Origin of the sequence: Enterobacter cloacae complex sp. 677-3DZ2D5B, assembly GCF_004136695.1 — a bacterium.
Lineage (GTDB): Bacteria > Pseudomonadota > Gammaproteobacteria > Enterobacterales > Enterobacteriaceae > Enterobacter > Enterobacter hormaechei_C.
Window position 1 is genome coordinate 59,782 of the sequence record NZ_QFLS01000009.1, and the last position, 25,430, is coordinate 85,211.

At 54.6% G+C, this 25,430-nt stretch carries 25 protein-coding genes and 1 other annotated feature; of the genes, 17 read left to right on the forward strand and 8 right to left on the reverse strand.

The features are described 5' to 3' along the window. Positions 1 to 169: 169 nt before the first annotated feature. On the reverse strand, positions 170 to 2,767 hold the full coding sequence (gene topA / locus DD597_RS13685; protein ID WP_129256292.1) for a type I DNA topoisomerase: 2,598 nt from the start codon (positions 2,765 to 2,767) through the stop codon (positions 170 to 172). Positions 2,768 to 3,165: 398 nt separating this feature from the next. Between topA and DD597_RS13690 the strand changes: the two genes are divergently transcribed. Beyond that, a complete protein-coding gene (locus DD597_RS13690) occupies positions 3,166 to 3,417 on the forward strand; it encodes a YciN family protein (protein WP_003856804.1) in 252 nt (83 codons plus the stop codon). Positions 3,418 to 3,453: 36 nt separating this feature from the next. Here DD597_RS13690 and sohB read toward each other — a convergent pair whose 3' ends face one another. Further along, positions 3,454 to 4,500, reverse strand: coding sequence for a protease SohB (sohB, locus tag DD597_RS13695; RefSeq protein WP_129256293.1), 1,047 nt, complete (start codon positions 4,498 to 4,500; stop codon positions 3,454 to 3,456). A gap of 252 nt (positions 4,501 to 4,752) precedes the next feature. On the opposite strand from sohB, the gene DD597_RS13700 reads away from it, so the two are divergent. Continuing rightward, entirely contained in the window at positions 4,753 to 5,514 is a 762-nt protein-coding gene (locus DD597_RS13700) for a YciK family oxidoreductase (protein WP_017384219.1), read from the forward strand. After that, positions 5,511 to 6,101, forward strand: coding sequence for a cob(I)yrinic acid a,c-diamide adenosyltransferase (cobO, locus tag DD597_RS13705; protein ID WP_023314251.1), 591 nt, complete (start codon positions 5,511 to 5,513; stop codon positions 6,099 to 6,101). Before DD597_RS13700 ends, cobO begins: the two co-directional genes overlap by 4 nt. A gap of 36 nt (positions 6,102 to 6,137) precedes the next feature. On the opposite strand, the gene rluB is transcribed toward cobO, so the two are convergent. The 3 genes from rluB to rnm form a co-directional block, all read right to left on the reverse strand. Continuing rightward, positions 6,138 to 7,013 (reverse strand): 23S rRNA pseudouridine(2605) synthase RluB, encoded by an 876-nt coding sequence (gene rluB / locus DD597_RS13710; protein ID WP_003856794.1) that lies wholly within the window; start codon positions 7,011 to 7,013, stop codon positions 6,138 to 6,140. A gap of 97 nt (positions 7,014 to 7,110) precedes the next feature. Next, the gene (locus DD597_RS13715; RefSeq protein WP_003856793.1) at positions 7,111 to 7,731 is read right to left on the reverse strand and encodes an L-threonylcarbamoyladenylate synthase; all 621 of its coding nucleotides are present in this window, start codon (positions 7,729 to 7,731) and stop codon (positions 7,111 to 7,113) included. Continuing rightward, positions 7,728 to 8,621, reverse strand: coding sequence for an RNase AM (rnm, locus tag DD597_RS13720; RefSeq protein ID WP_023314252.1), 894 nt, complete (start codon positions 8,619 to 8,621; stop codon positions 7,728 to 7,730). The genes DD597_RS13715 and rnm overlap by 4 nt, the downstream gene beginning before the upstream one ends. A gap of 127 nt (positions 8,622 to 8,748) precedes the next feature. On the opposite strand from rnm, the gene trpL reads away from it, so the two are divergent. From trpL to yedF, 8 genes are all read left to right on the forward strand, one after another. Then, positions 8,749 to 8,793: a trp operon leader peptide gene (trpL, locus tag DD597_RS13725; protein WP_071524153.1), complete on the forward strand. Its 45-nt coding sequence runs from the start codon at positions 8,749 to 8,751 to the stop codon at positions 8,791 to 8,793. Beyond that, positions 8,770 to 8,864 (forward strand) — a sequence feature (Trp leader region). Its footprint overlaps the gene before it by 24 nt. A gap of 23 nt (positions 8,865 to 8,887) precedes the next feature. Further along, positions 8,888 to 10,450: an anthranilate synthase component 1 gene (locus DD597_RS13730; protein WP_003856784.1), complete on the forward strand. Its 1,563-nt coding sequence runs from the start codon at positions 8,888 to 8,890 to the stop codon at positions 10,448 to 10,450. Further along, positions 10,450 to 12,045: a bifunctional anthranilate synthase glutamate amidotransferase component TrpG/anthranilate phosphoribosyltransferase TrpD gene (gene trpD / locus DD597_RS13735; protein WP_032609354.1), complete on the forward strand. Its 1,596-nt coding sequence runs from the start codon at positions 10,450 to 10,452 to the stop codon at positions 12,043 to 12,045. The genes DD597_RS13730 and trpD overlap by 1 nt, the downstream gene beginning before the upstream one ends. 3 nt (positions 12,046 to 12,048) lie before the next feature. Beyond that, positions 12,049 to 13,407 (forward strand): bifunctional indole-3-glycerol-phosphate synthase TrpC/phosphoribosylanthranilate isomerase TrpF, encoded by a 1,359-nt coding sequence (trpCF, locus tag DD597_RS13740; RefSeq protein WP_050870698.1) that lies wholly within the window; start codon positions 12,049 to 12,051, stop codon positions 13,405 to 13,407. Positions 13,408 to 13,417: 10 nt separating this feature from the next. Beyond that, on the forward strand, positions 13,418 to 14,611 hold the full coding sequence (trpB, locus tag DD597_RS13745) for a tryptophan synthase subunit beta (protein WP_003856780.1): 1,194 nt from the start codon (positions 13,418 to 13,420) through the stop codon (positions 14,609 to 14,611). Further along, entirely contained in the window at positions 14,611 to 15,420 is an 810-nt protein-coding gene (gene trpA, locus DD597_RS13750) for a tryptophan synthase subunit alpha (protein ID WP_032609356.1), read from the forward strand. Before trpB ends, trpA begins: the two co-directional genes overlap by 1 nt. A 174-nt stretch (positions 15,421 to 15,594) precedes the next feature. Next, complete coding sequence (gene yedE, locus DD597_RS13755) at positions 15,595 to 16,806, forward strand: selenium metabolism membrane protein YedE/FdhT (protein ID WP_032609358.1); 1,212 nt, start codon at positions 15,595 to 15,597, stop codon at positions 16,804 to 16,806. Continuing rightward, positions 16,803 to 17,036, forward strand: coding sequence for a sulfurtransferase-like selenium metabolism protein YedF (yedF, locus tag DD597_RS13760; protein ID WP_003856774.1), 234 nt, complete (start codon positions 16,803 to 16,805; stop codon positions 17,034 to 17,036). Before yedE ends, yedF begins: the two co-directional genes overlap by 4 nt. 286 nt (positions 17,037 to 17,322) lie before the next feature. On the opposite strand, the gene ompW is transcribed toward yedF, so the two are convergent. Then, on the reverse strand, positions 17,323 to 17,955 hold the full coding sequence (ompW, locus tag DD597_RS13765; protein WP_003856769.1) for an outer membrane protein OmpW: 633 nt from the start codon (positions 17,953 to 17,955) through the stop codon (positions 17,323 to 17,325). Positions 17,956 to 18,237: 282 nt separating this feature from the next. On the opposite strand from ompW, the gene DD597_RS13770 reads away from it, so the two are divergent. The 5 genes from DD597_RS13770 to yciA all read left to right on the forward strand — a co-directional run bounded on the left by DD597_RS13770 (position 18,238) and on the right by yciA (position 22,825). Continuing rightward, the gene (locus DD597_RS13770) at positions 18,238 to 18,642 is read left to right on the forward strand and encodes a YkgJ family cysteine cluster protein (protein WP_129256294.1); all 405 of its coding nucleotides are present in this window, start codon (positions 18,238 to 18,240) and stop codon (positions 18,640 to 18,642) included. Between the two features lie 25 nt (positions 18,643 to 18,667). Next, entirely contained in the window at positions 18,668 to 19,411 is a 744-nt protein-coding gene (locus DD597_RS13775; protein ID WP_109948569.1) for a YciC family protein, read from the forward strand. Positions 19,412 to 19,424: 13 nt separating this feature from the next. Beyond that, positions 19,425 to 19,964 (forward strand): septation protein A, encoded by a 540-nt coding sequence (locus tag DD597_RS13780; RefSeq protein ID WP_003856762.1) that lies wholly within the window; start codon positions 19,425 to 19,427, stop codon positions 19,962 to 19,964. Positions 19,965 to 20,144: 180 nt separating this feature from the next. Beyond that, entirely contained in the window at positions 20,145 to 22,331 is a 2,187-nt protein-coding gene (locus tag DD597_RS13785) for a TonB-dependent siderophore receptor (RefSeq protein WP_109948570.1), read from the forward strand. A gap of 98 nt (positions 22,332 to 22,429) precedes the next feature. Continuing rightward, entirely contained in the window at positions 22,430 to 22,825 is a 396-nt protein-coding gene (gene yciA / locus DD597_RS13790) for an acyl-CoA thioester hydrolase YciA (RefSeq protein ID WP_003856759.1), read from the forward strand. A gap of 38 nt (positions 22,826 to 22,863) precedes the next feature. Here the strand turns inward: yciA and tonB are convergent, their stop codons facing one another. Then, positions 22,864 to 23,592, reverse strand: coding sequence for a TonB system transport protein TonB (gene tonB / locus DD597_RS13795; RefSeq protein WP_017384230.1), 729 nt, complete (start codon positions 23,590 to 23,592; stop codon positions 22,864 to 22,866). 221 nt (positions 23,593 to 23,813) lie between these two features. Between tonB and DD597_RS13800 the strand changes: the two genes are divergently transcribed. Further along, on the forward strand, positions 23,814 to 24,110 hold the full coding sequence (locus DD597_RS13800) for a YciI family protein (protein ID WP_003856755.1): 297 nt from the start codon (positions 23,814 to 23,816) through the stop codon (positions 24,108 to 24,110). Positions 24,111 to 24,360: 250 nt separating this feature from the next. On the opposite strand, the gene DD597_RS13805 is transcribed toward DD597_RS13800, so the two are convergent. Next, complete coding sequence (locus DD597_RS13805; protein ID WP_129256295.1) at positions 24,361 to 25,326, reverse strand: toll/interleukin-1 receptor domain-containing protein; 966 nt, start codon at positions 25,324 to 25,326, stop codon at positions 24,361 to 24,363. Positions 25,327 to 25,430: the final 104 nt, after the last annotated feature.

Below are 25,430 nucleotides of genomic sequence, written 5' to 3' on the forward strand. Positions count from 1 at the left end.
AGCGCATGCGTCAATCGCTTAAGACGATTTGATAATAAGAAACGGGTTAACTATAACCACTATATCATTTATAGCCAGGCTGTATAGTACGGAACAAAAAATAATAACTACGTAATAAAAAAGGGCCGGAAGTCCGGCCCTTTCACAGGTAAGTTACGGTAAGGGAAGATTATTTCTTGCCTTCAACCCATTTCCCGTCGACGAAGAAGGCTGACCATCCGGTCGCTTTGCCCTCTTTCTCTGCCGCCACGTACTGCTGCTTCGTTTTACGGCTGAAGCGCACCACGGTTTTGTTGCCTTCCGGATCCTGCTGTGGCGCATCGGCCAGGTAACGCAGTTTTTCCGGCAGACGGTCACGGAAGCGGTACAACTCTTCTACCAGCGGCGCACGGGTTTCGCGCGATTTCGGGAAGGTGTTGGCCGCCAGGAATACACCGGCAGCGCCGTCACGTAGCACGAAATACGCGTCTGACTTCTCACACGGCAGCTCAGGAAGCGGAACCGGATCTTCCTTCGGCGGCGCAACTTCACCGTTACGCAGGATCTTACGCGTGTTTTTACAGTCGTCGTTGGTGCATGCCATGTACTTACCGAAACGTCCCATTTTCAGGTGCATTTCGGAACCACATTTCTCACACTCAACGATCGGACCGTCATAGCCCTTAATGCGGAACTCACCTTCTTCGATCTCATAACCATCGCAGGTCGGGTTATTGCCACAAACGTGCAGTTTGCGTTTTGGATCGATCAGGTAGCTGTCCATCGCCGTGCCGCATTTCTTACAGCGGCGTTTGGCGCGCAGTGCGTTGGTCTCCGCATCGTCACCTTCCAGCACGTTGAGAACTTCGTTCTCCGGCACGAGGTTGATGGTGGTTTTGCAACGCTCTTTCGGTGACAGCGCATAACCAGAGCAACCGAGGAACACGCCCGTGGTCGCGGTACGGATCCCCATTTTACGGCCACAGGTTGGGCAGTCGATGCTGGTCAGTACCATCTGGTTAGGCAGCATGCCGCCTTCTTCAGGATCTTTCTCGGCTTTCTCAAGCTGATTGGTAAAATCGCTGAAGAAGCTGTCGAGAACTTTCTTCCACTCTGCCTTATGGCTGGCAACCTCATCGAGGCTGTCTTCCATCTGCGCGGTGAAGTCATAGTTCATCAACTCGCGGAAGTTCGCTTCCAGACGGTCGGTGACAATCTCCCCCATTTTTTCAGCATAGAAACGACGGTTCTCAACGCGAACGTATCCACGATCCTGAATGGTCGAAATGATTGACGCATAGGTGGACGGGCGACCGATTCCGCGTTTTTCCAGCTCTTTCACCAGCGATGCTTCGCTAAAGCGCGCAGGTGGCTTGGTGAAGTGCTGAGCCGGGACCAGATCAACCAGCGACAGCTCGTCACCTTTGTTGACTGAAGGCAGCGTTCTGTCTTCATCACCTTTACGCAGCGCAGGCATCACTTTTGTCCAGCCGTCGAAGCGCAGAATACGGCCGCGCGCTTTCAGGCGGAAATCACCCGCGCCGACGGTCAGCGTGGTGGAGTCGTATTTCGCTGGCGTCATCTGGCAGGCTACGAACTGGCGCCAGATCAGCTGATACAGCTTCTGGGCGTCCGCTTCCATATCTTTCAGCGATTCTGCCAGAACGGAAACGTCAGAAGGTCGAATCGCTTCGTGCGCTTCATGAGAATTCTCTTTGCTGGCGTACTGATTAGGACTGTCCGGCAGGTATTTCTTACCGAAGTTGTCCTCGATATAGCCGCGCACCATGTTGACAGCATCCTGGCTCAGGTTGGTGGAGTCAGTACGCATGTAGGTGATGTAACCCGCTTCATACAAACGCTGGGCCATCATCATGGTTTTCTTCACGCCGTAACCCAGACGCGTACTCGCCGCCTGCTGAAGCGTTGACGTGATAAACGGTGCGCCAGGCTTGCTGCTGGTCGGTTTGTCTTCACGATCCAGAACCTGATAACGCGCTTTTTCCAGCAGCGCCACGGCGGCCATGGTCTGATCGCGATTTTCAGGACGGAACGGTTTGTCGTTGTGGTGGCTCACCTGCAACGGCAGCGCATCGCCGCCCGGCGTGGTGACATTCGCATCCACTTCCCAGAACTCTTCCGGGACGAACGCTTTGATCTCGCGTTCACGCTCAACAACAAGACGAACAGCAACAGACTGCACACGCCCCGCAGACAGGCCGCGAGCGACCTTTTTCCACAGCAACGGCGAGACCATGTAGCCTACAACGCGGTCCATAAAGCGACGCGCCTGCTGAGCGTTAACACGGTCGATATTCAGTTCACCCGGCTTTTCAAACGCCTGACGAATCGCATTCTTTGTAATTTCGTTGAACACTACACGGCTGTAGCGTTTGTCATCACCCCCGATCACTTCCCGCAGGTGCCATGCGATGGCCTCCCCTTCGCGGTCAAGGTCGGTTGCGAGATAAATGTGGTCTGCTTTTTCAGCAAGCTGTTTCAGCTCGTTAACGACTTTTTCTTTGCCTGGCAGCACTTCGTAATGTGCATCCCAGTTGTGCCATGGGTTAACACCCATGCGGTTGACAAGCGCGCTACGTTCATCCTTTTTAGGCTTTTTAGCCCCTTTGGTGGAGGTAGAGTCTGCGCTCTTTTTGCTGGCTGAGCCACTGGTCGGCAAGTCGCGAATGTGACCAACGCTGGACTTAACCACGTAGTCATTGCCCAGATATTTATTGATCGTTTTGGCTTTTGCCGGGGACTCAACGATGACGAGAGCTTTACCCATATTCACCTTTACCTAATTTAATTCTTCCAGGAATACGCCGCACGTTGATTTCCCTTCCGCTGACGACGAGCCATTGATATTGCGACGTCGTCAGGGGATATCAACCCCTATGTGTTACCGAACGTCAGAATGGCGACATCCAGGTCATTGAGTTTTCGGGTATTTTTCTCACATCAAAGTTCATTCGTGACGAATTCCCGGTCGAATGTCAAGCAATTCTGTTGCCAGAATGACGAAAGCGCACACTGTACCTGATAAAATTCGTTACGCAACTTTATTAGCATGCAAAAGCAAATCCCGCCAGCCAGCCCCTGTTCCTTATCCCCTCGGATAACAGGGAAAATTTGCCCCCGAAGCGACCCAGGCGTAGACTATTGTCACTGTTTAAGGAGTGGAATATGCAGAATACGACCCAACCCATTGACCGAGCTTCACTGCTTATCGAAGCAAACAAACTCATTCGCGACCATGAAGACACCCTGGCGGGGATTGAAGCGACTGGCGTGGAACAACGTAATGGCGTGCTGGTGTTCAGCGGTGAATACTTCCTTGATGAACAAGGATTACCCACCCCAAAAAGCACCGCCGTATTTAACATGTTTAAATACCTGGCGCATACCCTCTCAGAGAAGTACCACCTGGTCGATTAAAACTAAAAACGCGAGGCATCTGCCTCGCGTTTTTCTTTACAGCAGCGGCTTTTGTCCGCGCTGCAACCAGCGTAGCAGCAGGCGATCCGCGCTTTCTGCCGCGCTATTGGTAAAACGGTCGAGCAGGCGCTTACGTCGGGTGAAGCGCACCCCCACCAGCTCACGGCCTTCCATCAGGTTGAGCAGGAGGTCGTCGCTGGTACCCACTTCATCCACCAGCCCTTTCACCTGCGCCTGCGTGCCGTACCAGTGTTCGCCCGTAGCCACCTGCTCAATGTCCAGCGTTGGGCGCATGCGGTGCACGAAATCTTTGAACAGATGGTGGGTTTCGTTCAGATCTTCCCGGAATTTCTGCCGTCCCTCTTCGGTATTTTCGCCGAGCAGCGTCAGCGTACGTTTGTACTGGCCCGCCGTATGCAGTTCAATGTCGATCTCTTTATTTTTCAGGAAACGATTGAAGTTAGGGATCTGCGCGACTACCCCAATCGAGCCGATAATGGAGAACGGTGCCGCGACGATTTTATCCGCCACGCACGCCATCATATAGCCGCCACTCGCCGCGACCTTATCTACCGCCACGGTGAGCGGGATCTGTTTATCCCGCAGACGTTGTAACTGCGAAGCCGCCAGTCCATACCCATGCACTACGCCACCCGGGCTTTCAAGGCGTACCACCACCTGATCCTGGGCTGTCGCCACGGCCAGCACCGCCGTCACTTCTTCACGCAGTGAGGAGACTTCATGCGCATCCATGCTACCTTTAAAATCGAGCACATAGACGCGCGGTTTTGCGTCAGCCTGTGGCGTGGCGAGTTTTGCTTTCGCCTTCGCAGCTTTGGCGTCCTGCTTATGTTTTTTCTTCTGGGCTTTTAGCCACAGCTTCTGTTGATGATCGTCAAGCAGCGCCAGAGACATCTCCTCCTGCATCTCTTTATACTGTTCGCTCAGGCGGGTAATGCGTAACTCACCACGCTGACGCTTACGCTGCGTCAGGTTGACAACCAGGACGGCAATCACCGCGACAGCTATAACCACCGTCGCGATTTTGGCCAAAAACAACCCATACTGAGAAAGTAATTCCACGCGTTCCACCTTGATTTAACCACGAATCTTTCACGCCAGTGTACAACAGCCCTGCGCAGGCGTCTCGCTCTGGACATTACCTCTGCGAGGCGGCTTCAGGAATCCCCCGTTTCTGGTTTAAATCTTTGCAAATTGTTAATTTCCCAGCGATCTGTCCTGTAGACTGATTGAATTCTGACGCTGTTTCGGGCATAAAGCCGAAAAGTCATAAATAAAGGTGCAAGTCACGCCCAATGCGCCTGAGGAGCCACCGTGCATTATCAGCCACAAAAAAACCTTCTACAGAACCGCATCATTCTGGTTACCGGTGCCAGCGACGGGATTGGTCGCGAAGCGGCGCTGACCTATTCTGAATACGGTGCGAGCCTTATTCTGCTGGGACGTAATGAAGAAAAGCTCAAGGCCGTCGCCCGTGAAATCGAAAACGCCGGCGGTACCCCCACGCCCTGGTATACGCTCGATCTGTTGACCTGTACGCCAGCGTCATGTCAGGCCCTTGCCCAGCGTATCAGCACGCATTATCCGCGTCTGGATGGCGTACTGCACAACGCGGGGTTACTGGGCGAAGTGCGCCCGATGGATGAACAGGATCCGGAGATTTGGCAGCAGGTGATGCAGGTTAACGTCAACGGGACGTTCTTCCTGACCCAGGCCTTGCTTCCTTTATTACTCAACTCCGATTCCGGCTCGCTGGTCTTTACCTCCTCCAGCGTGGGGCGTCAGGGGCGTGCGAACTGGGGGGCTTACGCCGTCTCAAAATTTGCCACCGAAGGAATGATGCAGGTGCTGGCCGAAGAGTACCAAAGCCGCCACCTGCGGGTTAACTGTATTAACCCGGGCGGTACGCGCACCAAAATGCGTGCCAGCGCCTTCCCGACAGAAGATCCGCAAAAGCTTAAAACCCCGGCCGATATTATGCCTCTTTACCTGTGGCTGATGGGTGACGACAGCCGTCGTAAAACCGGAATGACATTCGATGCCCAGCCAGGCCGCAAACCGGGGATATCGCAATGAGTGAAGATCGGCATCAGCAGCGCCAGCAGCGTCTGAAAGAACAGGTTGATGCACGCGTGGCGGCCGCTCAGGACGAGCGCGGGATCCTCATCGTGTTCACCGGCAACGGTAAAGGAAAAACCACCGCCGCATTTGGTACCGCCACCCGCGCAGTCGGACATGGGCAGAAAGTGGGCGTGATCCAGTTTATCAAGGGTGAATGGCCCAACGGCGAGCGTAATCTGCTCGAGCCGCATGGCGTTGAGTTTCAGGTGATGGCGACCGGTTTTACCTGGGATACCCAGAACCGGGAAACCGATACCGCAGCCTGCCTCGCCGTCTGGGAGCATGCCAAAAGAATGCTTTCAGACCCGTCGCTGAACATGGTGTTGCTGGATGAGATCACCTATATGGTGGCTTATGACTACCTGCCTCTGGAGGCCGTGCTGGCTGCCCTGAAAAACCGCCCAGCGCATCAGACGGTTATCGTCACGGGGCGCGGGTGTCATCGGGATATTCTGGAGCTGGCCGATACCGTCAGCGAGCTGCGTCCGGTTAAGCATGCGTTCGATGCGGGTATCAAAGCGCAAATGGGGATTGATTACTGAAGAAAAAAAGCCCGGTATATTCACCGGGCTTTTCGATTAACCGTTGTTATTACGGCTGCCAGAGCGGCGATTGCTGCTAACCTGGCTGTGACGCTTCACCGCACGGCGGATCTGATTCGCCTTCATGCGACGACGATCTTTCTCTACCGCCACTTTCGACGTGGTTTCTGGCGTCAGGCCAACCAGATCGCGCAGGTAGTTGGTTTGCGTCAGATCCAGCTCGGTATAGCCGCCACGTGGCAGGCCTTTCGGCAGCAGAATGTCGCCATAGCGGACGCGAATCAAACGGCTCACCTGGACACCGACCGCTTCCCACAGACGACGCACCTCGCGGTTACGTCCCTCTGTCAGGGTAACGTTGTACCACTGGTTAATGCCTTCACCACCGGTAAACTTGATGGTTTTGAACGCCGCTGGGCCGTCCTCCAGTTGAACGCCACGCGACAGGTCGCGCAGTTTGTTCTCATCAACCTGGCCGAAAACACGAACGGCGTATTCACGTTCCACTTCACGACTCGGGTGCATCAGACGATTTGCCAGTTCACCATCGGTGGTGAACAGCAGCAGGCCGCAGGTATTCACGTCCAGACGCCCTACGGCAATCCAGCGGGCGCCACGCAGTTTTGGCAGACGGTCAAACACCGTCGGGCGGCCTTCCGGATCGTTGCGGGTACACAGTTCGCCTTCCGGCTTGTAGTAAGCCAGTACGCGGCAGATCTGTTCAGCAGACTCTTTCACGGAGATAAGATGGCCGTCAATGCGGATCTTCAGCCCCGGTACGATTTCAACGCGGTCACCGAGCGTGGCGATTTTACCGTCCACACTCACGCGGCCTGCTTCAATAATGGCTTCGATTTCACGGCGCGAACCGTGGCCGGCACGCGCCAGCACTTTCTGTAACTTCTCGCTCATTGAGCTTCCTCAGGTGTCGCCTTCACAGGCGTCGAATCAGGTCAAAAACAGGGCGGCGCCCTGCTTTGATGGCCGCGTAGTATATCTGCTTACACCCTTACAAGAAAGGCTTAACATCGCCCACGCCTTCACGAATGACTTCTGGCGCGTCTTCGGTGAGATCCACCACGGTGGTCGGCTGCTGGCCAAGATAGCCGCCATGGATAATCAGCTCCACCACCTTCTCCAGACGATCTTTGATCTCTTCCGGGTCGGACTCGGTAAACTCACTGCCCGGCAGCATCAGCGATGTGGAGAGCATCGGCTCGCCGAGGGTTTCCAGCAGCGCCTGGGCAATCGGGTTCGACGGCACGCGCATGCCGATGGTTTTACGTTTTTCCTGCAACAGACGACGCGGCACCTCTTTTGTCCCTTTCAGAATGAAGGTGTAGTTACCGGGCGTGTTGTTCTTAATCAGGCGAAAGGCCACGTTATCAACATAAGCGTAGGTCGACAGTTCAGAGAGATCGCGACACATCAGGGTGAAGTTGTGGCCGTCCGGCAGCTGGCGGATGCGACAGATGCGCTCCATCGCCCCTTTGTCCTCAATTTTACAGCCCAGCGCGTAGCCAGAATCGGTTGGGTAGACAATAACGCCGCCTTTGCGGACGATCTCCACGGCCTGATTAATCAGACGTGGCTGGGGGTTATCCGGATGGATATAGAAAAACTGACTCATACTTCCCTCTCTTCAATTTGCTGTGGCTGTTCCCAGAGCTGCCAGACAGGCTCAACGCCCGCGGGTAACCAGAGCTTGCGCCCCAGTTCAATCCACGCGCAGGGCTGATGGAAATCTGAACCCTGTGAGCCAAGCAGGCCAAACTGACGGGCGTAGGTCGCGAGCTGCGAACGTTCATTGGGTGCCTGCTGACACTGGGCAACTTCCATCGCCTCACCGCCGCATTCGGCAAAGTGTGCCAGCAGTCTTTTCAGCCATTTAGCAGAAAGATTATACCGCCCCGGATGGGCCAGCACGGCCTTACCGCCAGAATGATGAATCACATCAATAGCTTGTTTTATTGTACACCACTGTGGGGGAACGTATCCGGTTTTCCCGCGCGCCAGATACTTTTTAAAGACATTCGCCATGGTCGTCGCCTTACCAGCGTCCACCAGAAAACGGGCGAAATGGCCGCGCGTCACCGCCCCACCGTTCGCCAGCTTTCGCGCGCCTTCCAGCGCACCGGGAATATGCGCTTTTTCCAGACGTTCGCCAATCATCTCCGCGCGTTGATTGCGGCGTGTTTTTTGTTCTTGCAAAAAAGCACGCATGGCCGGATGTTCTGTATCGATGTTCAGGCCAACGATATGAATTTCGTGGTTTTCCCAGACCGTCGAGATCTCAACCCCGGCCACCAGATCCAGCGCCAGTCCGCTGCGGACAATCTCGGCGCGCGCGGCGGGAATGCCGTCAGTGGTATCGTGATCGGTTATTGCCAGCGTGCCGACACGCATTTCAACGGCGCGATGGACCAGGGCTTCGGGTGTCAGCAGGCCATCTGAAGCCTGCGTATGGCTGTGTAAATCATAAATTACGGCGTAGGTGGTATCGCTCAAAGCACTTCCCATAACAGGTTGGAGACATCCGAAGCCCCTATGATACCGACTAACCGTGAAATACTGAAATCAGGGGTTGACAACACGCCATCGAACTAGTTAACTAGTACGCAAGTTCACACGAGAAAGGTATCTGAAAATGACAGCACATTTCGCTCTGCATGGTTGGTGGCGTACTTCCTGATCTTCGGGCAGTGTCACGCGTCTGCGAAATGCAAACAGATACCCGGCCCGCTACCCAGCGGGCTTTTTTTTGAACAGAATATGAGAACAACAACATGCAAACAGCCAAACCTCATCTCGAACTGCTGACCTGCGAGGCGGCCTATCGCCATAACCCTACCGCGCTGTTTCATCAGGTGTGCGGCGCACGTCCCGCGACGCTGCTGCTGGAATCTGCTGACATTGACAGCAAGGACGATCTTAAAAGCCTGCTGCTGGTTGACAGCGCGCTGCGCATTACCGCGTCGGGTGACACCGTCACCATTAAGGCGTTATCTGAGAATGGCGCGTCGCTGCTGCCGCTGCTGGATGCGGCTCTGCCTTCAGGTATTGAAAATGAGCGTCATCCGGACCTGCGAATTCTGCATTTCCCACCGGTAAGCCAGCTGCTGGATGAGGATGCCCGCCTCTGCTCGCTCTCCGTTTTTGACGCCTTCCGTCTGCTGCAAAATTTGGTGGCCGTACCGGAAGATGAGCGCGAAGCAATGTTCTTTGGCGGGCTGTTTGCTTACGACCTGGTTGCTGGCTTTGAAGATTTACCCCAAACCGAGCAGGGTAACCGCTGCCCGGACTACTGCTTCTACCTGGCCGAAACCCTGCTGGTGATCGACCATCAGAGAAAATACACCCGCATCCAGGCCAGCCTGTACACGCCGTCTGCGTCTGAGAAAAATCGCCTCGCGCAGCGCATCGCCCAACTGCAACAGCAGATGTCGGAAGCACCGCCCGCACTCCCGGTGCAGCGTGTTGAAAAGATGACCTGCGAGGTGAGTCAGACCGACGATCAGTACGGCGCGGTGGTGCGTCAGATGCAAAAAGCGATTCGTGCCGGGGAGATATTCCAGGTGGTGCCGTCCCGTCGCTTCTCACTGCCCTGCCCGTCGCCGCTGGCGGCTTACGATGTGCTTAAAAAGAGCAACCCAAGCCCTTACATGTTCTTTATGCAGGACAATGATTTCACCCTGTTTGGCGCGTCGCCGGAAAGCTCCCTCAAGTACGACGCCACCAGCCGCCAGATTGAGATCTACCCGATAGCGGGAACCCGCCCACGCGGCCGTCGTGCCGATGGCTCCCTGGACCGCGATCTCGACAGCCGCATTGAACTGGAAATGCGTACCGACCATAAGGAGCTCTCCGAACACCTGATGCTGGTTGACCTGGCGCGTAACGATCTGGCACGCATTTGCACGCCTGGCAGCCGCTACGTGGCGGACCTGACCAAAGTCGACCGCTACTCCTTCGTCATGCACCTGGTCTCCCGCGTGGTGGGTGAGCTGCGCCACGACCTCGACGTCCTGCACGCCTACCGCGCCTGCATGAACATGGGCACGTTGAGCGGCGCGCCGAAAGTCCGCGCTATGCAGCTGATCGCCGAAGCGGAAGGACGCCGTCGCGGCAGCTACGGTGGTGCCGTGGGCTATTTCACCGCTCACGGTGACCTCGATACCTGCATCGTGATCCGCTCCGCCTACGTTGAGGACGGCATTGCCACCGTCCAGGCCGGGGCCGGAATTGTGCTGGATTCTGTTCCGCAGTCGGAAGCCGACGAAACCCGCAGTAAAGCGCGCGCGGTACTGCGCGCCATTGCTACCGCACACCATGCACAGGAGATTTTCTGATGGCTGACATTCTGCTGCTCGATAATATCGACTCCTTTACCTACAACCTGGCAGATCAGCTGCGTGCGAATGGTCACAATGTCGTTATCTATCGCAACCACGTTCCGGCCCAGACGCTGATTGACCGTCTGGCGACCATGCAAAACCCGGTGCTGATGCTCTCCCCGGGCCCAGGCGCACCGAGCGAAGCAGGCTGTATGCCTGAGCTGTTGACCCGTATGCGCGGCAAGCTGCCGATTATCGGCATCTGCCTTGGCCATCAGGCGATTGTCGAAGCCTACGGCGGTTACGTGGGTCAGGCGGGGGAGATCCTGCATGGCAAAGCGTCAAGTATTGAACATGACGGTCAGGCGATGTTTGCCGGGCTGCCGAACCCGCTTCCGGTAGCGCGTTACCACTCGCTGGTTGGCAGCAACATTCCGGCCGGGCTGACCATTAACGCCTCGTTTGAAGGGATGGTGATGGCGGTGCGTCATGATGCGGATCGCGTCTGCGGGATGCAGTTCCACCCGGAATCTATCCTGACGTCCAACGGCGCGCGCCTGCTGGAGCAAACGCTCGACTGGGCGCTGCAAAAGCTGGAGCAGACCAACACCCTGCAACCGATTCTGGAAAAACTCTATCAGGCCCAGACCCTGAGCCAGCAGGAGAGCCACCAGCTGTTCTCCGCCGTCGTGCGCGGCGAGCTGAAGCCTGAGCAGCTGGCCGCTGCGCTGGTGAGCATGAAAGTGCGCGGCGAAAGCCCTCAGGAGATCGCCGGGGCGGCAACCGCGCTGCTGGAAAATGCCGCCCCGTTCCCGCGCCCGGACTATCCGTTTGCCGATATCGTTGGGACCGGTGGCGACGGCAGTAACAGTATCAATATTTCCACCGCCAGCGCCTTTGTGGCCGCGGCATGCGGTCTGAAAGTGGCGAAACACGGCAACCGCAGCGTGTCCAGCCGTTCCGGATCGTCCGACCTGCTGGCGGCTTTCGGTATCAACCTGGACATGAACGCCGAGCGTTCCCGTGAAGCGCTGGATGACCTGGGCGTCTGTTTCCTGTTTGCGCCGAAGTATCACACCGGTTTCCGCCACGCGATGCCGGTTCGCCAGCAGCTTAAAACCCGCACGCTGTTTAACGTGCTCGGTCCACTCATTAACCCGGCGCATCCGCCGCTGGCGCTGATTGGCGTTTACAGCCCGGAGCTGGTCCTGCCGATTGCAGAGACGCTGCGCGTCCTCGGTTACCAACGCGCCGCCGTGGTACACAGCGGCGGGATGGATGAAGTTTCCCTGCATGCGCCCACGCTGGTGGCGGAACTGAATCACGGCGAAGTGCTGAACTATCAGCTTGAGGCCGCTGACTTCGGGTTGACCCCGTACCATCAGGACGCCCTGGCGGGCGGCACGCCGGAAGAAAACCGTGACATTCTCACGCGCTTATTACAAGGTAAAGGTGAGGCCGCCCATGAGGCCGCCGTGGCGGCCAACGTAGCCATGCTGATGCGTTTACATGGCGAGGAAGATCTAAAAGCCAACGCCCAAAAAGTTCTGGACGTACTGCGCTCCGGTGCAGCTTACGATCGCGTTACCGCACTTGCGGCAAGAGGGTAAATAATGCAGACCGTTTTAGCGAAAATCGTCGCCGATAAGGCCATCTGGGTGGAAGCCCGCAAGCAACAGCAGCCGCTCGCCAGTTTTCAGAATGACGTCGTTCCGAGCAGCCGTCGTTTTTATGATGCGCTCCAGGGCGCGCGTACCGCGTTTATTCTGGAGTGTAAAAAAGCGTCTCCGTCCAAAGGCGTGATCCGCGACGATTTCGACCCGGCGCGTATTGCCGGTATTTACAAGCATCATGCGTCTGCCATTTCTGTGCTGACGGATGAGAAATATTTCCAGGGCAGCTTCGATTTTCTGCCCGTAGTCAGCGGCATCGCGCCGCAGCCGATTCTGTGCAAAGACTTTATTATCGACCCGTATCAGATCTGGCTGGCGCGCTTTTACCAGGCCGATGCCTGCCTGCTGATGCTCTCCGTGCTGGATGACGAGCAGTATCGCCAGCTCTCCGCCGTCGCGCACAGCCTGAATATGGGCGTGCTGACCGAAGTGAGCAACGAAGAGGAGTTGGAGCGCGCCATCACGCTGGAAGCAAAAGTGGTCGGCATTAACAACCGCGACCTGCGCGACCTGTCGATTGACCTCAACCGTACGCGCCAGCTTGCGCCGCGTCTGGGCGCGGGCGTCACGGTGATCAGCGAATCCGGGATAAACAGCTACGCTCAGGTGCGCGAACTTAGCCACTTTGCCAACGGTTTCCTGATCGGCTCCGCGATGATGGAACACGACGATCTTAATGCGGCCGTGCGCCGCGTGCTGTTGGGTGAGAACAAAGTCTGCGGCCTGACCCGTGAACAGGATGCGCAGGCCGCATATGAAGCGGGCGCAATCTATGGTGGTCTGATCTTTGTTGAGTCCTCTCCTCGCGCCGTTAATGAGGAACAGGCGCGCAAGGTGATGGCGGCTGCGCCACTGAACTACGTGGGCGTGTTCCGCGATGCGGATATTAACGACGTTGCGGCTAAAGCGGACGCGTTATCCCTGAGCGCGGTTCAGCTGCATGGCGATGAAGATCAGGCGTACATTGATGCTCTGCGACATGCTCTGGCGCCTCAGGTTCAGATCTGGAAAGCGCAAAGCGTTGGCGCCACCCTGCCCGCGCGTAACCTGAAGCATGTTGATAAATACGTGCTCGACAACGGCCAGGGCGGCACGGGGCAGCGTTTCGACTGGTCACTGCTGCGTGGCGAAGTGCTGGACAATGTCCTGCTGGCGGGGGGATTAAGCCCCGATAACTGTGTGGAAGCGGCCAAAACCGGCTGCGCCGGCCTCGATTTCAATTCAGGCGTAGAGTCCCAACCGGGCATTAAAGACGCCAGCAAGCTGGCATCGGTATTTAAAACTCTGCGTGCATATTAAGGAAGAGAAGATGACGACATTACTTAACCCGTATTTTGGTGAGTTCGGTGGGATGTATGTCCCACAAATCCTGATGCCCGCGCTGCGCCAGCTGGAAGAAGCGTTCGTGAGCGCACAGAAAGATCCGGCGTTTCAGGCGGAGTTTACTGACCTGCTGAAAAACTACGCCGGTCGTCCGACGGCGCTGACAAAGTGCCGCAACCTGACCGAAGGCACTAAAACTACGCTGTATCTTAAGCGTGAAGATCTGCTGCACGGTGGCGCGCATAAAACTAACCAGGTGCTGGGCCAGGCGCTGCTCGCGAAGCGGATGGGTAAAACCGAAATCATCGCCGAAACCGGCGCGGGGCAGCACGGTGTGGCCTCAGCGCTCGCCAGCGCCCTGCTCGGCCTGAAATGCCGCATTTACATGGGGGCGAAGGACGTTGAGCGCCAGTCGCCAAACGTGTTCCGTATGCGTCTGATGGGGGCGGAAGTGATCCCGGTGCACAGCGGTTCTGCCACGCTGAAAGATGCCTGTAATGAAGCGCTGCGCGACTGGTCTGGCAGCTACGAAACCGCCCACTACATGCTCGGTACCGCCGCGGGCCCGCACCCGTTCCCGACCATCGTGCGTGAATTCCAGCGCATGATCGGCGAAGAGACTAAAGCGCAGATCCTCGAAAAAGAGGGTCGCCTGCCGGATGCGGTGATCGCCTGCGTTGGCGGCGGATCTAACGCCATCGGCATGTTTGCCGATTTTATCGACGAAACCAGCGTTGGGCTGATTGGCGTTGAGCCTGCCGGCCACGGCATTGAAACGGGCGAGCATGGTGCGCCGCTGAAGCATGGCCGCGTGGGGATCTACTTCGGCATGAAGGCCCCGATGATGCAGACCGATGAAGGGCAGATTGAGGAGTCTTACTCGATCTCTGCCGGGCTGGATTTCCCGTCCGTAGGGCCGCAGCACGCGTTCCTGAACAGCACCGGCCGCGCGGATTATGTCTCCATCACCGATGACGAAGCGCTGGAGGCCTTCAAAACGCTGTGCCGCAATGAAGGGATCATCCCGGCGCTGGAGTCTTCCCACGCGCTGGCGCACGCGCTGAAAATGATGAAGGAAAACCCGGAAAAAGAGCAGCTGCTGGTGGTAAACCTTTCCGGTCGCGGTGACAAAGATATCTTCACCGTTCACGATATTCTGAAAGCACGAGGGGAAATCTGATGGAACGCTACGACAACGCATTTGCACAACTGAAAGCCCGCCAGGAAGGCGCGTTCGTTCCCTTCGTGACGCTGGGCGACCCCGGCCCGGAGCAGTCGCTGAAGATTATCGACACCCTGATTGATGCCGGTGCCGACGCGCTGGAGCTCGGTATTCCGTTCTCCGATCCGCTGGCGGATGGCCCGACCATTCAGAACGCAACGCTACGCGCGTTTGCCGCGGGCGTGACGCCGAGCCAGTGCTTTGAAATGCTGGCGGCGATCCGTCAGAAGCACCCGACCATTCCGATCGGCCTGCTGATGTACGCCAACCTGGTGTTCAGCCGCGGCATTGATGCGTTTTACGCAGAGTGCGCCCGCGTGGGCGTTGACTCCGTGCTGGTGGCTGACGTGCCCGTTGAAGAGTCTGCGCCATTCCGTCAGGCGGCAATGCGCCACAACGTCGCGCCGATTTTCATCTGTCCACCGAATGCCGATGACGATCTGTTGCGCCAGATTGCCTCTTACGGACGAGGTTACACCTACCTGCTCTCCCGTGCGGGCGTCACCGGTGCGGAAAACAAAGCCGCGCTGCCGCTGCATCATCTGGTGGAGAAGCTTGCAGAATACCATGCTGCACCGCCGCTTCAGGGCTTTGGCATTTCCTCACCGGATCAGGTTACTGCGGCGATTGACGCGAAAGCCGCCGGGGCCATTTCGGGTTCGGCTATCGTGAAAATTATCGAGAAGAACGTGGATAAGCCACAGCAGATGCTGGCTGAATTACACGCATTCGTCACATCCATGAAAGCGGCCACGCGCAAGGCGTAACCGTTAACACCGTCTGGCCCCGGCGTCAGGCGGTTTTCCCTCCTCTCTTCCTGAAAGAAGCAGGTCAAAATTGATCCTGTCGATATTTTCGGTGTGAATGACTTTCCAAACTTTCGCGTAAGCGTATGATCTGGGCTCTTTTTAGCGTTACCCTTCTGAGTTCAGAGGTTATTCATGTCATGGTATTCCTTCAAACAGACTTACCTGGTTAAGTTCTGGTCACCTGTTCCGGCCGTTATCGCGGCAGGCATTCTCTCTACCTATTATTTCGGTATTACCGGCACCTTCTGGGCTGTTACGGGCGAGTTTACCCGCTGGGGTGGGCAGCTATTACAGCTGGCAGGCGTCCATGCCGAAGAGTGGGGCTACTTCAAACTGATCCATCTTGAGGGCACACCGCTGACCCGCATCGACGGAATGATGATCATTGGCATGTTCGGCGGCTGTTTTGCGGCCGCGCTGTGGGCCAACAACGTTAAGTTGCGCATGCCGAAAAGCCGCATCCGCATTATGCAGGCCGTGGTCGGCGGCATCATTGCCGGGTTTGGCGCTCGTCTGGCGATGGGCTGTAATCTGGCCGCGTTCTTTACCGGCATTCCGCAGTTCTCGCTGCATGCCTGGTTCTTTGCCGTCGCCACCGCCATCGGCTCCTACTTCGGTGCTAAATTCACCCTGCTGCCGCTGTTCCGCATTCCGGTGAAAATGACGAAAGTTAGCGCTGCCTCTCCGTTAACGCAAAAACCCGATCAGGCGCGTCGTCGTTTCCGCCTCGGTATGCTGGTCTTTTTTGCTATGGTTGCCTGGGCGATTTGCACGGCAATGAATCAGCCCAAACTCGGTCTGGCCATGCTGTTCGGCGTCGGCTTTGGTCTGCTGATTGAACGCGCGCAGATCTGCTTTACCTCCGCGTTTCGCGATATGTGGATCACCGGACGCACCATGATGGCGAAGGCGATCATTGCCGGCATGGCCGTGAGCGCAATTGGCATCTTCAGCTATGTTCAGCTCGGCGTGGAGCCAAAAATTATGTGGGCGGGCCCAAATGCCGTGATTGGCGGGCTGCTGTTTGGCTTTGGCATCGTGCTGGCGGGCGGGTGTGAAACCGGCTGGATGTATCGCGCTGTGGAAGGCCAGGTGCATTACTGGTGGGTGGGTCTGGGTAACGTGATTGGCTCTACCCTTCTGGCCTGCTACTGGGATGACGTCTCTCCGGTGCTGGCAACAAACTGGGACAAGGTCAACCTGCTGAAAACCTTTGGTCCACTCGGGGGGCTCCTGGTGACCTATGCCCTGCTGCTCATCGCCTTCTTACTGGTTGTTGCACATGAGAAGCGCTTCTTCCGACGCGCCACCGCCAAAACTGAAACTCAGGAGAATGCCGCATGAAAGAGATCGTGCCTGATTATCGTCTCGATATGGTGGGTGAACCTTGCCCTTACCCGGCCGTCGCCACGCTTGAAGCGCTACCGCAGCTAAAGAAAGGTGAAATTCTGGAAGTGGTGAGCGATTGCCCCCAGTCGATCAATAACATTCCGCTTGATGCCAAAAATCACGGCTATACCGTGCTGGATATCCAGCAGGACGGACCAACCATTCGTTATTTAATTCAGAAGTGATTTCACGATCGAAAAAGGCCTCTCAGAGGCCTTTTCTAGTTTACTGGCTTTGGCCACCGTCGTCGTCTGAGCTTCGGCAGGCATGAATGAATGGTGAGACGTGTTCCGCAAACGGAACAGATAGCACCGTGAGGTAGGCTATGTGCTGGGCTGAACGTCGTGAACTGAAACTGTTTACCTGCACAAACCGGACACTCAAATTTGATGTTGGGGATATCCCCTCCAGACAGGTGTGTGGAACAACCACCATACAGCAATCACCGGCTGACAGGGGATATATCTTCTGTCAGAAACGATAGCCTGCTGAGAACATAAATACCCACGGATCCAGACGGGTATTGATACTTTGCTGCTGCCCGCCAGCTTTAAAGCGCACGTCCGTATCAATGTCCATATACCAGACAGAGGCGTTGATCAGCCAGTCACGATTAATCAGATAATCCAGACCAACCTGTCCCGCCATGCCCCACGAGTCTTTCAGGCTGAGATCGGAGAGCCCGGCCTCTTTACCGGTATCGTTAAATTTCTCATCAAAGAAGGTGGTGTAGTTAACGCCTGCACCAATATAAGGGCGCACCTTGCTGCTGGAATCGCCGAAGTACCACTGCGCCATCAGCGTTGGTGGCAAATGGTGCACCGTGGCAATGTCCCCGGTCGGTCCTAAACCGACGCGGTGACGGAATGGCGTGGCGGCTAAAAGCTCGACGCCAATGTTATCCGTTGCCATATACGTAAACGTCAGGCCTAACTGGGTGTTATTGCTAACGTTAAACCCGCCCATACCCAGCACATTGTCGGACCCTTCCGTTGGACGTACCGTTGCCGAACCGGCACGAATAAAGAATTCACCTGCTTCATGCGCGTAAGCGCCGCCAGAGAGACTGCTTAAGATAAGGGCTGCCACCGCTAATTTTTTCATATCCGCTCCATCGTTGTGGTTTTAATTGCGGAGGAGAATATACTCACAAATGAGTAATAAGTGATCTAACACAGATCACAATAAAACCAGTAAGTTAACATTCATTGATCTAGGTTAATTTTTGGTGACGCCTCATAAAGCAATAAGTTGTTACCGCGTCAATTTTTGGCATTTCATGGTTACAAAATTTTCTGTTTTCCCTCTCTTGCGCTTCCTGTAGCGGCTGGATAATTTATCGCTCTCACAATGTGATTTGATGCGTTCTACTTTTGCAGGTGTGCCATGAGTGATCATAACCCGTGCATGACGTGCGGAGCCTGTTGTGCGTATTTTCGAGTCTCTTTCTATTGGGCTGAAGCCAGCGATGGCGGCGGCACCGTTCCGGTCGATCTCACTGAACCCTTAACCCCTTTTCTGCGCTGTATGCGCGGCACCAATCAAAAACAGAGCCGCTGTGTGGCACTGGAAGGTGAACCTGGGGTACCCACCCGCTGCTCCATTTACGCGGATCGCCCCAGCCCGTGTCGCACTTTCGCGATGTCGGGAGAGGATGGGCAGGTCAATGAGGCATGCAATCGCGCCCGCGCCCGCTATGGATTACCGCCGCTTTACAAAGATATGCTTTTCCATACAAGCCTTGATGCTGCCACCAGCGTGTTATCCGGTGTACAATTGCCGGCTAATTAACACCTGCAATACTCAAGGAGAGTGCATGTCTATCACGGCGAAGTCTGTCTACCGTGACACGGGAAATTTTTTCCGCAATCAGTTCATTACCTTTTTACTGATCGCGTTGTTGTGCGCCTTTATTACGGTGGTGCTGGGTCATGCGTTCTCACCCAGTGATGAACAGATTGCCACGCTGAGCCAGGGGGATCATCTTACAGGCAGCGCAGGGTTGTTTGACCTTGTGCAGAATATGACGCCAGAGCAACAGCAAATCTTGCTGCGCGCATCTGCGGCATCTACCTTCTCGGGTCTGATTGGCAACGCCATTCTGGCGGGTGGCGTGTTGCTGATGATCCAACTGGTATCTGCCGGCCAACGCGTCAGCGCGTTACGTGCAATCGGGGCCAGTGCTCCGGTGCTGCCAAAGCTGTTTATCCTCATCTTCCTGACCACGCTGCTGGTCCAGATGGGGATCATGTTGGTGGTCGTGCCGGGCGTGCTGCTGGCTATCGTGCTTTCATTCGCGCCAGTAATGGTTGTGCAGGACAAACTGGGCATTTTCACCGCCATGCGCAGCAGCATCAGGCTCGCATGGGCCAATATGCGACTGGTCGCCCCGGCCGTTATCAGCTGGCTGCTGGCCAAGACTCTGCTGTTGCTGTTTGCGCCGAATTTTGCGGTGTTAACGCCAAATGTCGGAGCGGTTGTCGCCAATACGCTGAGCAATCTGATTTCAGCCGTGCTGCTGGTCTATTTGTTCCGCCTGTACATGTTAATTCGTCAGTAACTGGGATCGCAGAATGAAGCAGTTTCTTGATTTTTTACCGCTGATCGTATTTTTCGCTTTTTATAAGCTGTACGACATTTATGCCGGCACGCTGGCGCTGATTGTGGCAACGGCTGTGGTACTGATTTACAGCTGGGTTCGCTATCGCAAAGTTGAAAAGATGGCGCTCATCACCTTCCTGATGGTGGCGGTGTTTGGTGGTCTGACATTGTTCTTCCACAATGATGAATTTATCAAATGGAAGGTCACGGTGATTTACGGCCTGTTTGCGGGCGCACTCCTCATCAGCCAGTGGGTGATGAAGAAGCCACTGATCCAGCGCATGCTGGGGAAAGAACTGACCCTGCCGCAGGCTGTGTGGGGACGTCTGAACATCGCCTGGGCGCTATTTTTTATTCTGTGTGGTCTGGCGAATATCTATATCGCATTCTGGCTGCCGCAGAATATCTGGGTCAACTTCAAGGTGTTTGGCCTGACGGCGCTGACTCTTATCTTCACCCTGCTCAGCGGCGTTTATATTTATCGCCACATGCCGCAGGATGACAAGCACTGATCCTTCTGGCCAGATCGTCACGCGGTCTGGCCTCTTTTCCCGCCTTCTCTTTTCTCTACATCCTTCCTGCGAAAATGTCTGAATTATGAAGATTTTATGGAGATCGCTGTCACTTTATTGTAATGAGAATGACTATCATTAATATTCGTCATCGCATTTTTAACAAATGGAAATGAGTTGATGAATAACATAATAAGATTTGCCCCGGCTACACTTACGCTCGCCATTTTTTCAACGCTATACCAGAGCGCACACGCAGCGGAAGAGACTCTCACCGATGGTGAAACAATGGTTGTTCAGGCCACCGCTGAAGAGGCGCTGAAGCAACAGCCGGGGGTTTCCATCATCACGGCAAAGGACATAGAAAAGGATCCACCGGTTAACGATCTTTCAGAAATTATTCGCAAAATGCCCGGGGTTAACCTCACCGGAAACAGCGCGACAGGCAGCCGCGGTAACAACCGCCAGATCGACATCCGCGGTATGGGGCCGGAGAACACGCTGATTCTGATTGACGGTGTGCCGGTGACGTCACGTAACTCGGTGCGCTACAGCTGGCGCGGGGAGCGCGACACCCGCGGGGATACTAACTGGGTTCCGCCAGAGATGGTTGAGCGCATTGAAGTGCTCCGGGGACCTGCTGCCGCCCGCTATGGTTCGGGGGCGGCCGGCGGCGTCGTCAACATCATTACCAAACGCCCGACCAACGACTGGCACGGCTCACTCTCCCTGTACACTAACCAGCCTGAAAATGATAAAGAGGGGGCGACAAAACGCGCTAATTTTGATCTGAGCGGCCCTCTTGCGGGCGATGCGTTAACGATGCGCCTGTACGGGAATATCAACAAAACCGACGCAGATGCTCAGGACATCAACACCGCGCAAAACGGCTCTTACGCCGCCGGACGTGAAGGCGTGCGCAACAAGGACATCAATGCCCTGCTCTCCTGGAAACTCACGCCACAGCAGATTATCGATTTCGACTACAGCTACAGCCGCCAGGGCAATATCTACGCGGGTGATACTCAATACAGCAACAGCAACGTCAGCCCTGACGGTCTGGTGTCGTCCCTGTATGGACACGAAACCAACCGAATGTACCGCCAGTCTTATGGCATTACGCACAACGGCATCTGGGACTGGGGTCAGTCAAAGTTCGGTGTCTATTATGAAAAGACCAACAACACCCGCCTGGAAGAAGGCTCTACGGGCAAAGTTGAGGGGATGATCAATAGCGATAAATACGATACCAGCCGGCTGGAGTCATACCGTTCAACGGGTGAACTGAACATTCCTTTCTTCTGGCTGGTCGAACAGACGCTAACCGTGGGTGCAGAATGGAATCGTGATGAACTGAACGATCCGGCCTCAATGCAGGCGACAAATGTGTCGGGAGAAGTGATTAACGGCGTTCCCGGCACGGCTTCTGAGCGCAACAGCAAAAACAGCGCTGACCTCACCGGCATCTATCTTGAGGACAATATTGAAGCGCGTCAGGGCACCAACCTGATCCCGGGGCTCCGCTTTGATTATCACAATCAGTTTGGCAGCAACTGGAGCCCGAGCCTGAACGTCTCTCAGGATTTGGGTGACATGTTCAAGGTTAAAGCGGGTATCGCTCGGGTATTTAAAGCGCCAAACCTGTATCAATCCAGCGAAGGCTATCTGCTTTCCACCCGGGGTAATGGTTGCCCGAACAACGTTTCCGAAGGAAGCTGTTACCTGTTAGGTAACCCGGATCTGGACCCTGAAATCAGCGTGAACAAAGAGATTGGCCTGGCCTTTGCGCTGGAAGGCTACGAGGCGGGCATAACCTGGTTCCGCAACGATTACAAAAACAAGATCGTTTCAGGAACGGATGTGCTGGGCCAGACAAGCAGCGGCGCAAATATCCTTCAGTGGCAGAACGGAGGAAAGGCTGTTGTTGAGGGACTGGAAGGCAACCTCACCGTCCCGGTTATCCGCGACACGCTAACCTGGCGTACCAATGCGACGTATATGATTCAGTCTGAAAGTAAAGACACCGGCAACCCTCTGTCGATTATTCCAAAATATACCGTCAACACGATGCTCGACTGGCAGGTTAGCAGCACACTTTCAGCGAACCTTAGCTGGACGATGTATGGCCGCCAGAAGCCAAGAGAAAATGCTGAAATCCGCAAAGAGCAGAATGCGATGTCTGATAAAGAGATTGGCGCCTATTCCATCGTTGGGATCGGCAGCAATTATCAGCTGACAAAAGATCTCCGCCTGAATGCCGGGATCAGCAACCTCTTTGATAAGCAGATTTACCGAGAAAATGACGGTGCATCGACCTATAACGAACCAGGCCGTGCGTATTACGCAGGCGTGACCCTGTCCTTCTGACCCTAAGGCGCCTGCTCTGCGGGCGCTAACCCTATTCTCTCCAGCCAGAAATCATAGTAGCATCCCGCCTGAAGTCTTCAGTTACGAGTTTAAAAACAATGACAACAAATGACGCCCCACAGGGCGAACTGGTTTTACGCACACTGGCAATGCCTGCGGATACGAATGCCAATGGCGATATTTTTGGCGGCTGGTTGATGTCGCAGATGGATATGGGCGGTGCAATCCTGGCAAAAGAGATTGCACACGGACGCGTGGTGACAGTCCGGGTCGATGGCATGACCTTCCTGCGCCCTGTCGCGGTGGGGGACGTGGTGTGCTGTTATGCACGCTGCGTAAAACGCGGCAATACGTCTGTCTCCATCAACATTGAAGTATGGGTGAAAAAAGTCTCTTCTGAACCGATTGGTCAGCGCTATAAGGCGACGGAGGCATTGTTCATCTATGTGGCGGTGGATAGCGACGGTAAGCCCCGCCAGCTTCCACGGAGCTGATCCTCAGGTAAAAAAAAGCCTCCTTGCGGAGGCTTCTTTTATTCCATCTGTGCCCCGCCGTTCAGGCGGAAGACAATGTTCACAATCAACCCATTGCCGGGTTTACCGGCTTCATAGCGCCACCTGCGCATGGCCGATTTAACTTCACGTTCAAACATATTCGCCGGCTGTGCGGACAGGATTTCCACGTTATCCACACGTCCATCGGCCGTAACGTCGAATTTCACCCGTACACGCCCTTCAATACGTAACGCCTGAGCACGTGCCGGGTACTGCGGCTGGTTACGGCTCAGCGCGCGCGGGCCTGCTGGCGCCGTTACCGTCGGTTTTGTCGCGGTCGTGGTGTTATTCATCAGCGGACGTGACGGGGCGGCATTTTCAACCGGCTGCGTGGCGCGTGGCTCAACCGGACGCACTTCGCGTTTCGGACGTTCTTCAACCTTTTTGACCGGCTTGGGTTTTGGCTTCGGCTTAGGTTTCGGCTCCGGCTTATGGATCACCACCGGCGCTTCTTTCGGCGGTTCAGGAACCGGCTCGGGCTCTGGCTCCGGCTCGGGTTCAACAACGGGCTGTGGCGGCGGCGGCGCAACCTGCGGCGGCTCAAGATCCGCAGGCGATACCATGGTCACAGAAATTGGCTGCGCTGGCGCCGGCATTTCAATAACCTGATGAACCGAGGTATAGAGCAGACCCGCCACGACAGCACCGTGAATAACGACGGAAAGCAGCGTCGGCCATGGAAAGCGGCGAGGTAAATCAAGGGTCATCGAAGTCATAATCATCAACGTTAAAAAACCGAACCTCGATTTTAAATGCAAATAGCAATCATATTCAATAAGACACTTTGTCCTGGCGCAATTTAAGCGTACATGAGGGCAAAAAAGGGGCATCCAGATCAGGGTTTTAACATTGTTATTATCTTTACATTGCAGTCATTTGTGCTTTCACATAACGTAATTGTCACTTTTACCGGTTAAGGAGCTTTGCCGTGCTTTACGTGATTTACGCTGAAGATGTACCTGATTCTCTGGAAAAACGTCTTTCCGTTCGCCCTGCCCATCTGGCGCGTTTACAGTTGCTACAGGATGAAGGTCGGTTGCTGACCGCAGGCCCGATGCCTGCCGTTGACAGCAACGATCCGGGCGCGGCGGGTTTTACCGGCTCCACGGTGATTGCCGAGTTTGAATCTCTTGAAGCCGCGCAGGCCTGGGCAGAAGCAGACCCGTACGTCGCAGCCGGCGTGTACGAGAAAGTCACGGTTCGTCCGTATAAAAAAGTATTCTGAAACGAAAGGCTCCCTCAGGAGCCTTTAGAAGCGCCGCAACGTAATGAAATAAAAGGATTTATTTCAGGCAACGTCCACAAGTTGACCACATCGTTATCAGAAGCCTCGCGAATGCGCGGCTTCTGAATATTTCTCGGACATTTTGGAGCGTCTAATCGCCAACAAAACGACAGTAAGTATGTTAAAAAGAACGCCCATCAACATCGTAACAGCTCACACGCAACGCTATGTAGAAATCAATTGTATGAATTTAAGATTTGGTTTTGCTTTCAAGCTTATCAGCGATCTTGCTGAAAACTTCAGCAAAGCGAGAATCAATTTTATCCACGTCAAGGTGTGTAAGATCAGATGAACCTGAAGTATTCCAATGTTGAAAAACTTCTTTTATTTCGGACTGTGATATTTGATTCGAAAAAACACGCATGTAAAATTTGCCAAAAGAAATTGCATGCAAACGATCAGCATTTTTCAAAGCTTCAGCGTGGTGAGTTTTTGCCATAAGGAATGAATATCTAGCGAGCCCAAGCAACAATGCAACTATCGTTACACCTTTTACTGCATCGAATAACAATTTATTTGTTTGAACGACTGCCTGAGAGAAATTACGTTCTGCTAATCCCCAAATGACAAACACGAAAATGACTGAAATGATTAGAGCAACATACCCAGCAATATGCCATCGAGAGGCATAAGTTCTGCCAATTTCTTCTCTTGACTTAAGGTCTTCGATAGTCTCACTAATGTAATCTTCTGACTCATCCTTAAGAGTTTGGCCGCGAAGAGCTTTGATTTCTTCTTGTGCTAGTCGATACCCCTCAAATCGACTAATAGCATCTTCAATTTCATCAGCAAGATAACTTATATCATCCGCTCTACCAAATAATGCTTGAAATGAACCAAGGTCACTATCCTCTAATGACATTTGATCCAATACTACAGGCAGAATTAGTTTATCCCGATTACTGTGGGCTACGTAGGAGATGGCTGAAGTAACTTCAGCATTGAAATAATAGGATTTGTCGCTATTTTTTGTAACTAGCGCGAGAAATACTCCAGCATCTTTTAAATGATGTAGTATATCCTCCTGCCAATGAGAACCAAGTCTGATAGATTGCTGGTCCAAAAAAACATCATGATTATTTTTTAATAGCTCCCCTGCCAGCCTTTGAGCAATTGGGCTATCTTCTCTTGCATATGAGATAAATATTTTTGCCATAGTAACCTAACAATTTTAATGAACAGAAACTGTGTTGATTGCAGACATCATACATCACTACCTTCTAATCGTATCAACATGACATCCAAATCGACATGCTCTAA